Source organism: Cohnella sp. GCM10012308 (genome assembly GCF_042649185.1).
GTDB lineage: Bacteria > Bacillota > Bacilli > Paenibacillales > Paenibacillaceae > Cohnella.
The window spans coordinates 373,990-388,775 of the sequence record NZ_JBHRYU010000002.1 but is presented as its reverse complement, the minus strand read 5'-3'; the positions used below and the strand labels follow the sequence as shown (position 1 = coordinate 388,775).

Below are 14,786 nucleotides of genomic sequence, written 5' to 3'. Positions count from 1 at the left end.
ACATTCCCTTCACGTTCGTTTGACGCTGCGATAACATCCCACTAACATAATGGTCATAAGACTGTGTCTCATAATTGTGCAGCGCAATGGTTCGAATCGAAAAGGGGAGAGCGACAAGAATGCACGGATCCCAGAAATACATTAACCGTGATCTCAGCTGGACTGAATTCAACCGGCGCGTGTTGGAAGAAGCCGAGGACCCGGGCACCCCATTGCTCGAAAGATTTCAATTTCTCTCGATCGTGGCTAGCAATCTCGACGAATTCATGAGCGTGCGCGTGGCCGGATTGCGAGAGCAGCTCAAGGCCGGATTCAATAAGCCGGACTTTACCGGCTATACGCAAGGCGGCTTGCTTAAGCGGCTGTCCAAGCGGGTCGGACGCATGGTGAGGCTCCAGTACAAAACCTACAGAGAACTGCTGCGTCTGCTTTCCAAGGAAAATATTGCGATTGCGTCATGGGACGATCTGAATGACGAGCAGCAAGAAGCGATGTCGGTCTATTTCCAGGAGATCGTCTTCCCGGTATTGACGCCGATGGCGGTCGACACGAGCCGGCCGTTCCCGCTGCTGCACAACAAAGAGCTGTACCTTGCGGTCGTGCTGAGACCCGAAGAGATGGTGGGCGCGGACCAGGAAAACGGGATTTATTTTGCCATCGTACAGGTGCCGTCCATTCTTACAAGAACGGTAGAGGTCACCAAGCGCAAAGGAAGCCGGAAAAACGCTTATTTGCTCCTGGAGGAGCTCATCCGGGTCCAGATCGGACAGCTGTTCAGCGGTTACGTGACCGAATCCGTGCATGCGTTTCGCGTGACGCGCAATGCCGACCTTGCGCTTAACGAGGAAGGCGCGGAGGACTTGCTCAAGGAAATGGAAAAGGAGCTGCGCCGCAGGCGGAGAGGCTTCCCCGTTCGGCTCGAGATCGAGAAGGGGATGTCGATTCAGGCCAGGGAGCTGTTGATGGAGGAGCTCGAGGTCGGCGAGGAGGAAATCTTCGAGATCGACGGACCGCTCGATCTGACTTTCCTCTCGAAGTTCACGGGATCGCTTCCTAATATGGAACAGCTGCGATATCCGCCGATCGAGCCCGTTTACCCGGCAGCCTTCGACGTATCGGACGATATTCTCTCCGTGCTGCGCGAGCGCGGGGATGCGCTTGTCTATCATCCATACGAATCGTTCGAGGTCGTCAACGACTTCATCAGCGAGGCGGCGGAGGATCCGAACGTGCTCGCGATCAAGATGACGCTCTATCGGGTCAGCGTCAATTCGGTGCTCGTCCAGGCGCTCGCGAGAGCGGCCGAATCGGGCAAGCAGGTGACGGTCGTCGTCGAGATTAAGGCGCGGTTCGACGAAGCGCGCAACATCGCCTGGGCCAAGCAGCTCGAACGCGCGGGCTGCCACGTCGTCTACGGCCTGGTCGGCCTGAAGACGCATGCCAAGATCACGCTTGTCGTGCGCCGCGAGGCCGGATCGCTGCGCCGTTACGTGCACGTGGGCACGGGCAACTATAATGAAAACACGGCCAAGCTTTACACGGACGCCGGATTGTTCACCTGTCACCCGTGGATCGGCGCGGACGCTTCTGCGCTCTTTAATGAAATGACGGGTTATTCTACGCCGCACGATTGGCGTGCGTTCGCGGTCGCGCCTGCGGGTCTTCGCCCTCGGCTGTACGAGCTGATCGATCGCGAGATCGAGAGCGCCAAGCAGGGCAAACCCGCGCGTATCGTTGCGAAAATCAATTCCTTGTCCAGCCAGCCTATGGTGGACAAGCTGTACGAAGCGTCGCAAGCCGGCGTCAAAGTGGACCTGATCGTGCGCGGCGTATGCTGTCTGCGTCCCGGCGTGCCGGGCTTAAGCGACAACGTGCGCGTCGTCAGCATCGTGGACCGTTTCCTCGAGCATTCCCGCATTTTGTACGTGTCCGCGGACGGAGAGGACGAGGTGTTCATCTCGAGCGCGGACTGGATGAGCCGCAACCTGAGCAGGCGCGTCGAGCTGCTCTGCCCGGTTTACGACCGCGGTCTCCGGCTTGCGCTTCGCAACATGCTGGAGCTGAACTTGCAGGATAATGTCAAGGCGAGGGAGCTTCTGCCTTCCGGCGGCTACGTTCGCGTCCAGAACGACCAGCCGCCGCTTCGCAGCCAGTTCGCTTCCAGCGACATTCCGATTTGGAAGACCATCGCCGACGCCAAAGATTTCACATGAATAACTACTTCGCCTAATCTGCCATTTACATTTCCGGCATAAGATAAGATTGCGGGATGGAAATGGGGAGGAGGGACGAGGATGATCGAGTTCGATGTCATCGTCGGCGGCGAAGTCAAGGAAACGCTCAGGCCGAACACGTCGAGGCTGAAGGAAGTTTACGACTACATCAACGAGCAAATGAAGCTGATGCGTGGCAAGTACGGCTACGAAGTCAGAGTGATGCGCAGAATTTTATATTAAAAAAAAAGGAAGCCCGCAGGCGTCCTTTTTTTATGAAGAGATATAAAGCGAAAATTCGCATGATGGCTAGACGAGGCGAAGCGATGGCGTCAGTCCCCAGCATTTCTTGAAGTCTTTGCCGAGCGCCTGAACCTCGGTCGTCTCGACGGGCAGCGCATGGCTGGCTGCGGCATCCAGCAGCAGTCGGCCGCCGACGCCGCCGGTGACGTGCAGCGACGTTATCGCTTGAGACTCGCTGCGGTCCAGCGCAGCCGCGAGCTGCAGCAGCATGCCGAGCTTGGCGCAAAGCTCTTCGTCGCCTGGGCGGACCAACGCCCGGTAGGCGGTCAGGCTGCGCTTTAGCGCATTGGCGTTGCGATAGGAGGCGATCGCCGCGACGAGCAGCTTTTCGCGGTGGGACATGCCGTTCCAGTGCGCATGCATGAGAATGTAGAACGTATGCTGCGCGCAATCGTTGTAATCGAGCACCGCCCCGATTCTGAAGAGCCGGGAAGCTGCGCTTAGCAAGCGGCGCCATTCCGAAGGCATCTCGATGCCCGGCGCGAGCTGGTCGTACAGGGCGAGCGAGAGCCGGTTCACCTGGTCCAGATGGCTTAGTGGCGCTCCCGGGTACAGGGCGCACAGATTGCGGATGCTCTCTTCCGCGACGGCGTCCTCGCCCTCCATCCGCAGATCCGGCAAGCAAGTATCGTAGAACAAGCCGTCGCGAAGACCTGCGCCGCACACGACGATGCCGGAAGAACGGCACGCGCGGAGCACGGCTTGAAGGATAATGAGTCCGGGCACGATGACGTCCGCGCGGTCCTTCGACAAGCCGGGGAGCTTTCGGCGCTTTTCCACCGTCAACGGCGCGAGCAGCTCGATGGAGGAAGCCAGCTGATCCGACGGAATCTCGTACCCGTGCAGGTTGGCGAAGGGATATTCGTCCAGACGCTGGCGCAGCTTGCCGAGCGCGCGGACCGTGCCGCCCAGTCCGATGATCGGAAGTCCGGGATGCTGGGAGATCCACGCTTGCGCGCCGAGCTTGTCCAGGATGTCCGCCTCCATCGCGTCGAGCGTCGACTTGGTCACAGGCGCTTCGCCAAGCCCGAACCGGGTTGACGTATTAACGCAGCCGATGGGAAAGGAGACGGACGAGACGATCTGCCGATTCCGTAGCAGCGTGATCTCCGTGCTTCCGCCGCCGATGTCGACGACGAAGCCGTCTTCCACGTTCATCGTGCGCAGCATGGCAAGACTGCCAAGCCGGGCTTCTTCTTCGCCGGGCAGCAGCTCGATGGCAAGGCCGGTCTCCTCGAACAGCGCGGACAGCGCCTGGTCCCGGTTCGAAGCCTGGCGCACCGCGGCCGTAGCGACCGTACGGATGCGCTCGGCGCCGTGAATGCGGCAGATGCGTTTGTAATGGCGCAGCACCTCGCCGAGCTCGGACACGGCTTCGGCAGGCAGCCTGCCGTCCGCCGTCAAGCGCTGGCTGAGCCTGGCCGGCCAGCGGCCTTGATCGATGACGCGGTAGGCGCCTTCTTCCGTGACGCGATAGACTGACAGACGAACCGTATTGGAACCGATATCGATCATAGCCGTCGTTTGGGCTGTAAATGACATAAAATCCTCCTCCGGCTGCGTTCGCCCTGAAGCGGGCGTCCGCCCTGAACGCTTTATCGCTCTATTCTAACATCATGGGCTCTCGCGCAAAAGCATTGTGCTTGCCGGCCATGGCCGAAAGGGCATAAATCCGCGGAACGCTTGGACACAATATGCGTAACATCAGCCAGCGCGGGGAGGATCTTATGGAAAAGTCCAAGTATTACGTATCTGTTCAGGCCAGGACGATCAATACGCATCGCGGCGACGCCGCGTTCGAGTTCGAGATCGAAGCCGGCGAGGAGGAGCTTGCGCAGCTCCAGGAGCTGTTCGATTCGATGGACGAATTCGATCAGGCCGGTTATTGGCGCGCGCATCTTCCTTTTTTGGAATACAGCAACGATCTGGAAAACGACGGCTACGACTATTACCTCAAGGAAATCTACCGCCGTCTGAGCGATTGGGGAACGGACGAGACCAAACGCCATATCGCGACGATGGACGTCGGTTCAATGTGACGTTTGTTACTGAACCTATAAAGTTTTGACGCGGCGATTCCGGAGTGCCGGAATCGCCGCGCCGACGCGTCAGCGCGCGAATGTGAGAGTAATCGTCTATATATGCGATAAAGCATTTTTATGCTTCGTTCGGTTCCATTCCCAATTGAAATCGTTTATCATTAATGAAGGCTTTAAAAACCGAAAGTAATATGGGTTTACGTGGACGAAGCGGACGGCAGGCTTGAGGGCGCGTCCGAACCGCCGGCCCCGAATTTCCGTAAAGCGCATCGTGCGCTTATTTGATTCGTTATCTTGGGATTGAAGGAGAGAGAACCATGACAGCTACCAAAGGCCTTGAAGGGATCGTCGCCGCATCCTCGTCCATCAGTTCCATTATCGACGGCGTGCTGACGTATCGCGGGTACAATATCGACGAACTGGCCGAAAAGGCCAGCTTCGAAGAAGTCGCATATCTGCTCTGGAACGGCAAGCTCCCGACGCTAAGCGAGCTGGACGCGCTGAAGTCGCAGCTTAGCGATGCGGCTGCGGTGCCGGGCGAAGTCATCGACGGACTGCGTCTCTATCCAAAGGGCGCGAACTCGATGGCCGCGCTCCGCACGGCGATCTCGAGCCTCGCGCTGTACGACGCCGAAGCGAACGATCCGAGCCCGGAGGCCAATTATCGCAAGGCGATCAAGCTGCAAGCCCAGATGGGCACCGTGATCGCCGCTTTCGCGCGTCTGCGCCAAGGCAAAGAGCCGGTTGCGCCCAAGTCGGGCGTCGGCGTCGCGCACAACTTCCTGTACATGCTGACCGGCGAAGAGCCGGCCGAAGTCGCGATCACCGCGCTCGACAAGGCGCTGGTCCTGCACGCGGACCACGAGCTTAACGCTTCGACGTTCGCGGCTCGCGTCACTGTCGCGACGCTGTCGGACATCTACTCCGGCGTCACGTCCGCGATCGGCGCGCTGAAGGGCCCGCTGCACGGCGGCGCCAACGAAGCGGTCATGGTCATGCTGGACGAGATCGGCACGCTGGACAACGTCGAGCCGTTCATCCAGAACAAGCTGAACAACAAAGAGAAGATCATGGGCTTCGGCCACCGCGTTTACCGTACGGGCGACCCGCGCGCCAAGCACCTGCAGCAAATGTCCAAAAACCTGAGCGAGCTGAACGGCGACAGCCGTCTGTATGACATGTCCGTCCGCATCGAAGAGCTCGTAACCGGCCAGAAGGGTCTGAAGCCGAACGTCGACTTCTACTCGGCTTCCTGCTACACGCTCCTCGGCATTCCGCGCGACCTGTTTACGCCGATCTTCGCCATCAGCCGCGTCTCGGGCTGGACCGCGCACATTCTCGAACAGCTTGCCGACAACCGTCTGATCCGCCCTCGCGCGGAGTACGTCGGCCCTGTCGACCAGCATTACGTGCCGGTCGACGAGCGCTAAGTTCAAGCGCTGCGACATGCCGCGGGCTGTCCGGCCCCCTCGGGCCGGTCGGCGCGCTGATTTGTCGCGCTGCTTCGCGCGCAGCGAAGCGTCTTCATTACCTACATTTAAATTTCCAGGAGGCTACCTACTCATGCAACTCGAAAAATTCGAACTGCCGCAATCCGGCGAACCGATCAAAGTCGACCAAAACGGCGTCCTGAACGTCCCTAACAACCCGATCATTCCGTTCATCGAAGGCGACGGCACGGGCCGCGACATCTGGGCCGCTGCCAAGCGCGTGCTCGACGCAGCCGTTGAAAAAGCATACGGCGGCGAAAAGCAAATCTCCTGGTACGAAGTATTCGCAGGCGAAAAAGCGTTCAACGCTTACGGCGAATGGCTGCCTGCCGACACGCTGACCGCGATCCGCGAATACATCATCGCGATCAAAGGCCCGCTGACCACGCCGATCGGCGGCGGCATCCGCTCGCTGAACGTTGCGCTTCGCCAAGAGCTTGACCTGTACGTGTGCCTGCGTCCGGTTCGCTACTTCGACGGCGTTCCTTCGCCGGTCAAGCGCCCTGAGCTGGTCGACATGGTTATCTTCCGCGAAAACACCGAGGACATCTACGCCGGTATCGAGTATCAAGCGGAGACCGCTGACGCGAAAAAGGTCATCGAGTTCCTGCAGCAGCAAATGGGTGTCAAGAAGATCCGCTTCCCCGAGACTTCGGGCATCGGCATCAAGCCGGTATCCAAGGACGGCTCCGAGCGCCTGATCCGTGCCGCGATCGAATACGCGATCAAGCACAAGCGCAAGTCGGTTACGCTCGTACACAAGGGCAATATCATGAAATTCACCGAGGGCGCGTTCAAGAACTGGGGCTACGAGCTGGCTGAGCGCGAGTTCGGCGACCAAGTGTTTACCTGGAACCAATACGACGCAATCAAGGCGGAGCAAGGCGAAGAAGCGGCTAACGCAGCGCAAAAGTCCGCACTGTCCGAAGGCAAGCTCCTCGTGAAGGACGCGATCGCCGACATCGCGCTGCAGCAAGTGCTGACGCGTCCGACGGACTTCGACGTCATCGCGACGCTGAACCTGAACGGCGACTACCTGTCCGACGCCCTGGCTGCCCAAGTCGGCGGCATCGGCATCGCTCCCGGCGCGAACATCAACTACTTGACCGGCCACGCGATCTTCGAAGCGACGCACGGCACCGCGCCTAAGTACGCTGACAAGGACGTCGTCAACCCGGGCTCCGTTATCCTGTCCGGCGTTATGATGTTCGAGCACCTCGGCTGGCTTGAAGCGGCTGACCTGATCTACAAGGGTCTGGAAAAGTCCATCAACAGCAAGATCGTCACGTACGACTTCGCTCGTCTGATGGAAGGCGCGACCGAGGTTAAGTGCTCGGCGTTCGCGGATGAAATTATTAAAAACATGTAGTTTTTTTCGGGGGCCCTCCCCCGAATCCCCCCTTTTACAACCCCCTAGATCCCCCTTCAAAGGGGGACTCCGAGGGCTTTGCCCTCTTGACACCCTGATGAATAACGATTGGGGGACAGAGGCGCAGGGATGAGGGATTAGTGGGGGAGAAGAGCTATAGATAACGGTCCTCTTTGTCGGTGCTTATGTGTCGACGAGGGGGATTGTTGTTTTTTTAGGGAGAATAGGGAAGTAAAAACGAGGTCAGGACAGGGCAAGGGCGGGGCAAAGGCGGGCTGGGGAAGAGTAAGGCAGGCGCGGTAACGGGTAACCTATTCGTGAGGAACTTTTAGGAGGGAATTCGAATGGCAATGAAACGGGCGAAAATTACGGTCGTGGGGGCCGGGTTTACGGGTGCGACTACGGCGTTGATGCTGGCGCAGAAGGAACTCGGAGATGTCGTGCTGATCGACATTCCGCAGCTTGAAAATCCGACGAAGGGCAAGGCGCTGGATATGGCAGAGGCCGCGCCGGTACAAGGCTTCGACGCCAAAATCGTCGGCACCGCGGATTATGCGGAGTCGGCCGATTCGGACGTCGTTATCGTCACGGCCGGCATCGCGCGCAAGCCGGGCATGAGCCGCGACGATCTGGTGAGCACGAACGCGGGCATCGTCAGATCCGTCTGCGAGAACGTGAAGGCGACCAGTCCGAACGCCTATGTCATCATCCTTTCCAACCCGGTCGATGCGATGACTTATGTCGCCAACAAGGCGCTCGGTTTTCCTAAAAACCGCGTCATCGGCCAATCCGGCGTACTCGATACCGCCCGCTACAATACATTCCTTGCGCAAGCGCTGAACGTGTCCGTCGAGGACGTGCGCGGCGTCGTGCTCGGCGGGCACGGCGACGACATGGTTCCGCTCGTGCGCTACACGACGGTCGGCGGCATCCCGGTCGAGCAATTGCTGCCCAAGGACGAGATCGATGCGATCGTCGCGCGCACGCGCGTCGGCGGCGGCGAGATCGTCAGCCTGCTCGGCAACGGCAGCGCCTACTTCGCGCCGGCGGCTTCGCTGGTGCAGATGACCGAAGCAATTTTGAAGGACAAGAAGCGCATCCTTCCGGTCATTGCCCTCCTGCAAGGCGAATACGGCTACGATAATCTGTTTATGGGCGTGTTGGCCGTGCTTGGCGGAGACGGCATCGAGAAGGTTTTCGAGCTTGACTTGACGCTGGACGAAAAGGCGGCGCTGGCCAAATCCGCTGAGTCGGTGCGCAGCGTCATCCGGATTGTCGAAAACGCCTGATCAGCCTTAGCGGCTGTTCGCGCATTCCCCGACTCCAAGGTCCGACGACCTTGGAGTTGTTTATGCTAAAGCGCGCAGAACCGAAAAGGGAGATGATCCGATTGTCAGTAGAAGCGTATAGGAAGCGTAGAGATCGGCTTAATTCCTATATGGAAAAGGAAGGGATCCGGATCGGGCTGGTCACTTCGCCCACCAACGTCGCTTATCTGACGGGCTTTGCTTGCAACCCGCACGAGCGCTTTTTGGCGCTTGCGCTGAACAGCGATAGTCGCGCTGCGAAGCTGTTCGTGCCTTTGCTGGATGCGACGGCAGCCCAAGAAGCCGCACCGGGCCTCGCGATCGTGCCGATCTCGGACGTCGACGACGCGTATGCGCTGCTTGCCGAGCACATGCCGGCACCAGCCGCGTCTTCGATCGGGGTGGAGAAAGGAGCTGTATCGCTGGCTAGAGCAGAACGGCTTCAGTCGGTCTACCCCGGTGCGGGCTTTGGCGATCTGGAGCAGTCGATTCTCGATATGCGGATCGTCAAGAGCGCGGACGAGATCGGCCGGATTCAGCGGGCGGTCGATATTATCGAGGGGGTTATGGCTCACGCGGTCTCGCAGGTTCGGGTCGGGATGACCGAGCTTGCGCTGGTCGCGGAGATCGAGCGTAAGATGAGAGAGCTTGGCGCGGATCGTCCGGCCTTCGAATCGATCGTGCTTACAGGACCGCGTTCGGCGCTGCCGCACGGCGTGCCGGGCCAGCATGCAATTCGCAGCGGCGACTTTTTGCTCATCGATATCGGCGTGCAGGCGGACGGATATTGCTCCGACATCACGCGTACCTTTGTCGTCGGCGAATCTTCGGAGACTCAGCGGGCTATTTATGAGGCGGTGCTGGCTGCCAATGAAGCGGGGATCGCCGCATCTGCGGCTGGCGTCCCCGTGTCCGCGGTCGATGCGGCGGCGCGCGAGACGATTGAGGAGGCGGGCTTCGGGCCGCTGTTCACGCATCGGGTCGGGCATGGCTTCGGCATGGACATTCACGAACTGCCTTCCATGTCGGGCGCGAGCGACACGTTGTTGGCGCAAGGCATGGTGTTCACGGTTGAGCCGGGCGTATACGACGCTGTCGTAGGCGGCGTACGAATCGAGGATGACGTCTATATCCGGGAGGACGGCACGGCCGGCTTACTCACGCGTTATCCGAAGCAACTGACCGTCATCCCGGCGGAAAATCTTTAAGGAGGAATGTTTCATGAACGAGTTTGCGCAAAAGTTGGACCGTTACGCGGAGCTTATCGTCAAAATCGGCGCCAACGTGCAGCCGGGCCAGACGGTCGCGGTCAACGCGTCGTTGGATAGCGTGGAGCTGGCACGGCTGGTCGTACGAAAGGCATACGAGGCCGGCGCGCGTAATGTAAAGGTATTTTGGACGGACGAGGTCGTCACGAGATTGAAATACGATCTGGCCCCGGACGAGGTTTTCCTGGAGGAGCCCAAGTGGTCTGCGGCGGAGAAGCTGGAGCTGGCCCGCGCGGGCGCGGCTTCGATCAATCTGATGTCGGACGATCCGGATCTGCTGAGCGGCGTGCCTGGCGAGCGCATCGCCAATGCGCAGAAGGCTGCGAGCAGCGTTATGAAGGACTATCGCGTGCTGTCGCGGGGCTTCAAGTTCAGCTGGACGATTGCGACTTCTCCTTCGAAGGGGTGGGCGGACAAAGTATTTCCGGACGCGCCCGAGCCTGAGCGGATCGGATTGCTGTGGGACGCGATATTCAAGCTCGTGCGGGCGGATCGCGAGGATACGCTGGGGGCTTGGGAGACGCATCTATCCGAGCTGAAGCGCAGGGCGGACATTTTGAATGCCAAGCAGTATCGCGCGCTGCGGTACGCGGCTCCCGGCACGAACCTGACGATCGAGCTTCCGGCCGATCACGTCTGGCTCGGCGGGCGCAAGCAAAATGCCGACGGCGTCTGGTTCGTGCCGAATCTGCCGACCGAAGAGGTGTACACCGCGCCCAAACGCGACGGCGTTCGGGGCACCGTATCGAGCACGAAGCCGCTCAGCTACGCCGGACAGATCATCGACGGGTTTTCCTTCGAATTCGAAGAAGGACGGGCGATTCGCACTTCGGCAGCGAGAGGCGCCGACACGCTAGCGACGTTGGTGCAAATGGACGAAGGCGCCGCGTATCTCGGCGAAGTCGCGCTCGTGCCGCACAGGTCGCCGATCTCGGACAGCGGCCTGCTGTTCTACAAGACGCTTTACGACGAGAATGCATCCTGCCACCTGGCTGTAGGCGGCGCCTACTCGTCTTGCGTAGCGGGCGGCGCGGATATGAGCCAGGAGGAACTGTCGGCGCGCGGCTTGAACAACAGCACCGTTCACACCGACTTCATGGTGGGTTCGGGCGAATTGGACATCTTCGGCGTCGCCGCGGACGGCAGCGAGGAGCAGGTATTCGTCAAAGGCGCTTGGGCGTTTTAACGCGGCGCCTTCACGGTCTTTTTTACTTGTCAGCCCGGTTTGTGTATACTAGGTGTGACTTGTCTTATTATGGTTGTGGAGGTACATATCGCGATGTATAACGTAATGATTTTTCTGCACATCGTCGGGGCGATCGGAATGGGCATCTATGCCATTCTGCCGTTCCTGGCCAAGCGCTTCCGGCAGCTGTCCACGCCGGCCCAGGAAGGCCTTGCCAGCGGCCTGGTATCGGCGGGGCGATTCGGCCAATATTCGTTGGTCCTGCAGCTGCTGACGGGCGGTTATCTGATCTCCCAAGCGGACTACGAAGTTTCGTGGATGGTTACGATTATCGTGCTGTTCCTGGCGCTCGGCGCGCTGTCGGGCATCGTGCAAGCCCCGCTTAAGCGGATCGTTGCCTCGGCCTCCGGCGGACAGGACGCATCGAGCAACATCTCGCGCGTACAGACGCTGAGCTTTGTCATTCTGATTATTTTCCTGGTCGTCGTCTGGCTGATGAAAAATCCTTGGCTCGCTTAATTTTACTGTACGATGTATACCGAAAAGGCTCTGCCCGGCGCGACATGCGCAGGCGGAGCCTTTTGCTTTGAAGAAAAGGAAGGACCGCAAGGCCGCTATTATTGCCGTTTCCGCTCATTATTGCAGGCTGACGGACAGAGCGTCCGTTATTTCTCCTAAAAGGGTCCCAAAAGACCGTCTGGAGCTGAAATAGCGGCTTCTCAGTCCGCCAAGCCAGGAATCAGGACGTATCGTCGTCGTTAGCGGATCTGTGGTCCGTTGGCGCAGAGGCCATGCGTTACTTTTGTATGTTATTCGACTGCCGGATAGTCGGCGGCGATACGCTTCGGAAAATGATATTTGTAGCCAAAAGATCCACGCTGCGATAAGTAACGGAATGGCGATTCACAGCGCGTCTTTCGCGACGGACAATGCTCTCCTGCACCCAGTTTCCTTAATCGGCGTCGGCACCGTCCTCCCGCTCCCGTTCGGACAGCTCGTCGATCGTCTTTTCGAAGCTCGGCGCCAGCCGGTTCAGGAACCAGTCGATCTCCGGCATTCCAAGCGCTGCTAGCCGGTCCTCGAACTGCCTGCGCGCAGTAGCGAACTCGCGGTTGCCCGCCGACATCTCCGAGACGCATTTGAGATAACCGTCGAGGATGTCGGCGGCCTTCACGTACCGGTTCAGCTCGTCGTCCTGCGTTTGACGCATCAGCAGGGGCTCATAGGCATGAAGAAGCTCCGGAGGCACGGTGCCGAGCAGCCTTTCGGCGGCCAGGCGCTCCAGATCCCGAAAGTTGGACAATAGCGCCGGATTATGATGTTTGACGGGCGTCGGTATATCTCCCGTGATCACTTCGGTCGCGTCATGGAACAACGCGCGGCTCGCCGCCTTGTCCGGATCGACGTCGCGGCCGAATACGTCCCGGGCTATCGTGCACAGCATATGGGAGAGCAGCGCGGTATGATACGAATGCTCGGCGACGTTTTCCTTGGTCGAGTTGCGCATGAGGCTCCAGCGTTCGATGTATCGCAGTCGGTATAAATAAGCCAAAAAATGATGCTGTCGCATATCGAGGCGCTCCTCCTTATACATTCCTCTCCTTACTATAACTTACATGAGTCGGCAGGGTCATCCCGGCCGCTCTGTTAAGTTCGTCTGAATTTACACTGCGCTAATACTCCTGTGTTAAGATAAAGAAAAGTCGGCAATTGGAGGATTGGCTATTCGCATGGCAAGCCGCACGGGAGCGCATATGAGCAAATTCCGCTTGAAACTGACCGCATTGTTTATGCTGCTCATCGGTTTGTCCGTGTTGGCGGCAGGCATTTTCACGGGTCAGTTTTACAAGCACAACCATCTCGAAGCGCTCGGCAGTCACATGGAGACGCAGCTTCGCGTGCTCTCTGCCGCGGCGCCCTGGCCGAAGGAAGCGTCCAAGGAAGCGCAGACCGAATATCTGCAGGCGCAGGCGGTCCGGTTCAAGGAGCTCGCGGACATGCGGGTGACGTACATCGCGACGAACGGCGAGGTGGTCGGCGATTCCGATCATGAGCCCGGCACGATGGACAACCACGCGGGTCGCGAAGAGGTACGGGAAGCGCTGGCGGACGGTATGGGCAGGAGCATCCGGCATAGCGACACTTTGAACGAAAACATGCTCTATGTCGCATACGCCGTGAAGGATGCAGCAACCGGGGAAGCGCTCGGCGTTATCCGGTTAGCGATGTCTCTATCGGCCGTTGAGCACAGCCTCGATCGCATGTGGATGGCGCTCGCGCTCGGTCTGCTCGCGGTATTCGCGCTGGCGGCGCTCGTCAGCTACAGGGTGGCGCTCAGCGTCACGCGTCCGCTGGAGCGCATGACGTCCGCGGCCAAGCGGATGGCGGGCATGGATTATAAGGTGCGCATTCCCGACGCGGGCAAGGACGAGGTCGGAGAGCTGGGCCGGGCGCTCAACGCGATGGCGGCCAACCTTCAGGACCATATGGGCGAGATCCGCAGGAACGAGCTTCATCTGCAATCGGTGCTCGACCATATGATCAGCGGCGTCGTCATGATCGGCCCGGACGGTCGGATCCGCATTTACAACCGGAGCGCCGAGCTTCTGCTCGGCAGCCTGGCAAGGGAGCGGGTCGGCCGCAGTTATACCGAGGCCAAGCAGCAGTACGAGCTGTTGCAGCTGATTCGCACCGGCTTCGAGACCGGCGAGCCGATTCACGAGGAGCTAACGGTCTACTACCCGGAGGAGCGGCTGCTTGAGCTGAATCTGGTGCCGATTCCGATGGACGACGATACGGCGCCTGGCTTGCTGCTCGTCCTGCAGGACGTGAGCGCGATCCGCCGTCTCGAACGGATGCGCAGCGAATTCGTCGCGAACGTATCGCACGAGCTCAAGACGCCCGTCGCCGCCGTCAAAGGCTTCGCGGAGACGCTGCTCGCCGGCGCGGTCAACGATCCGGAGACGGCGCGTTCCTTCTTGAAGATCATCCAGGACGAGAGCGACCGGCTGAACCGTCTGATCGGCGACATCCTGGAGCTGTCCAAGATCGAGTCGCGACGCTCGCCGCTGCAATTTTCCCCGATCGACCTGAGGTCGTTCCTCGAGCGGCAGCTGGAGTTCCTCGGGACGGAGGCAGCCAAGAAGGAGATCTCGCTGGAGCTCGACGCGCCCGAGGAGCTGTTCATCGAGGCTGACGAGGATCGGCTTGGACAGATCACGCTGAATCTGCTGCAAAACGGAATCAGCTATACGCCGGAAGGCGGCCGGGTGCGGGTGAAGGCGGTCATCGTCGAGACCGAGAGAGAAGAGGGCGGGGATATCGAGGAGCATGTCCGGATTACGGTTTCCGATACGGGCATCGGCATTCCGAAGAAAGATTTGCCCCGCATTTTCGAGCGGTTCTACCGGGTCGACAAAGCCCGCTCGCGCAGCTCCGGCGGCACGGGATTGGGGCTGTCGATCGTCAAGCACCTGGTCGAGCTGCATCATGGCACGATTCGGGTGGAGAGTACGGTAGGCGTCGGATCGACTTTTGTAATCGAACTCCCGCTTATTCAAGACTATTAGCATTACGTTATTTTACGTGGCGTTGACATTCGGATGATCCTG

Annotated in this window: 12 protein-coding genes; 10 read left to right on the top strand and 2 right to left on the bottom strand. The window is 59.5% G+C overall.

Annotated features, from left to right (window positions below):
- Positions 1-86: 86 nt before the first annotated feature.
- Together ppk1 and ACFOTD_RS04900 are read left to right on the top strand one after the other, a co-directional pair.
- Positions 87-2,213: a polyphosphate kinase 1 gene (gene ppk1 / locus ACFOTD_RS04905; protein ID WP_378116296.1), complete on the top strand. Its 2,127-nt coding sequence runs from the start codon at positions 87-89 to the stop codon at positions 2,211-2,213.
- Between the two features lie 81 nt (positions 2,214-2,294).
- Complete coding sequence (locus ACFOTD_RS04900) at positions 2,295-2,456, top strand: mechanosensitive ion channel protein MscL (protein WP_090109908.1); 162 nt, start codon at positions 2,295-2,297, stop codon at positions 2,454-2,456.
- A 66-nt stretch (positions 2,457-2,522) separates the two neighbouring features.
- Here the strand turns inward: ACFOTD_RS04900 and ACFOTD_RS04895 are convergent, their stop codons facing one another.
- Complete coding sequence (locus tag ACFOTD_RS04895) at positions 2,523-4,058, bottom strand: Ppx/GppA phosphatase family protein (RefSeq protein WP_378116294.1); 1,536 nt, start codon at positions 4,056-4,058, stop codon at positions 2,523-2,525.
- Positions 4,059-4,243: 185 nt separating this feature from the next.
- On the opposite strand from ACFOTD_RS04895, the gene ACFOTD_RS04890 reads away from it, so the two are divergent.
- The 7 genes from ACFOTD_RS04890 to ACFOTD_RS04860 all read left to right on the top strand — a co-directional run bounded on the left by ACFOTD_RS04890 (position 4,244) and on the right by ACFOTD_RS04860 (position 11,694).
- Positions 4,244-4,555 (top strand): hypothetical protein, encoded by a 312-nt coding sequence (locus tag ACFOTD_RS04890; protein ID WP_378116292.1) that lies wholly within the window; start codon positions 4,244-4,246, stop codon positions 4,553-4,555.
- A 317-nt stretch (positions 4,556-4,872) separates the two neighbouring features.
- Complete coding sequence (gene citZ / locus ACFOTD_RS04885; protein ID WP_378116290.1) at positions 4,873-5,985, top strand: citrate synthase; 1,113 nt, start codon at positions 4,873-4,875, stop codon at positions 5,983-5,985.
- A 133-nt stretch (positions 5,986-6,118) separates the two neighbouring features.
- Positions 6,119-7,414, top strand: coding sequence for an NADP-dependent isocitrate dehydrogenase (gene icd / locus ACFOTD_RS04880; RefSeq protein WP_378116288.1), 1,296 nt, complete (start codon positions 6,119-6,121; stop codon positions 7,412-7,414).
- Positions 7,415-7,758: 344 nt separating this feature from the next.
- A complete protein-coding gene (gene mdh / locus ACFOTD_RS04875; protein ID WP_378116286.1) occupies positions 7,759-8,703 on the top strand; it encodes a malate dehydrogenase in 945 nt (314 codons plus the stop codon).
- 101 nt (positions 8,704-8,804) lie between these two features.
- A complete protein-coding gene (locus ACFOTD_RS04870) occupies positions 8,805-9,929 on the top strand; it encodes a M24 family metallopeptidase (protein ID WP_378116284.1) in 1,125 nt (374 codons plus the stop codon).
- A 13-nt stretch (positions 9,930-9,942) separates the two neighbouring features.
- Positions 9,943-11,175: an aminopeptidase gene (locus ACFOTD_RS04865; RefSeq protein WP_378116283.1), complete on the top strand. Its 1,233-nt coding sequence runs from the start codon at positions 9,943-9,945 to the stop codon at positions 11,173-11,175.
- 93 nt (positions 11,176-11,268) lie between these two features.
- Positions 11,269-11,694, top strand: a complete 426-nt coding sequence (locus tag ACFOTD_RS04860; protein WP_378116281.1) for a DUF2269 family protein — start codon at positions 11,269-11,271, stop codon at positions 11,692-11,694.
- A 433-nt stretch (positions 11,695-12,127) separates the two neighbouring features.
- Here ACFOTD_RS04860 and yfbR read toward each other — a convergent pair whose 3' ends face one another.
- Positions 12,128-12,745: a 5'-deoxynucleotidase gene (gene yfbR, locus ACFOTD_RS04855; RefSeq protein WP_378116279.1), complete on the bottom strand. Its 618-nt coding sequence runs from the start codon at positions 12,743-12,745 to the stop codon at positions 12,128-12,130.
- A gap of 184 nt (positions 12,746-12,929) precedes the next feature.
- Between yfbR and pnpS the strand changes: the two genes are divergently transcribed.
- Positions 12,930-14,744 (top strand): two-component system histidine kinase PnpS, encoded by a 1,815-nt coding sequence (gene pnpS, locus ACFOTD_RS04850; protein ID WP_378116277.1) that lies wholly within the window; start codon positions 12,930-12,932, stop codon positions 14,742-14,744.
- Positions 14,745-14,786: the final 42 nt, after the last annotated feature.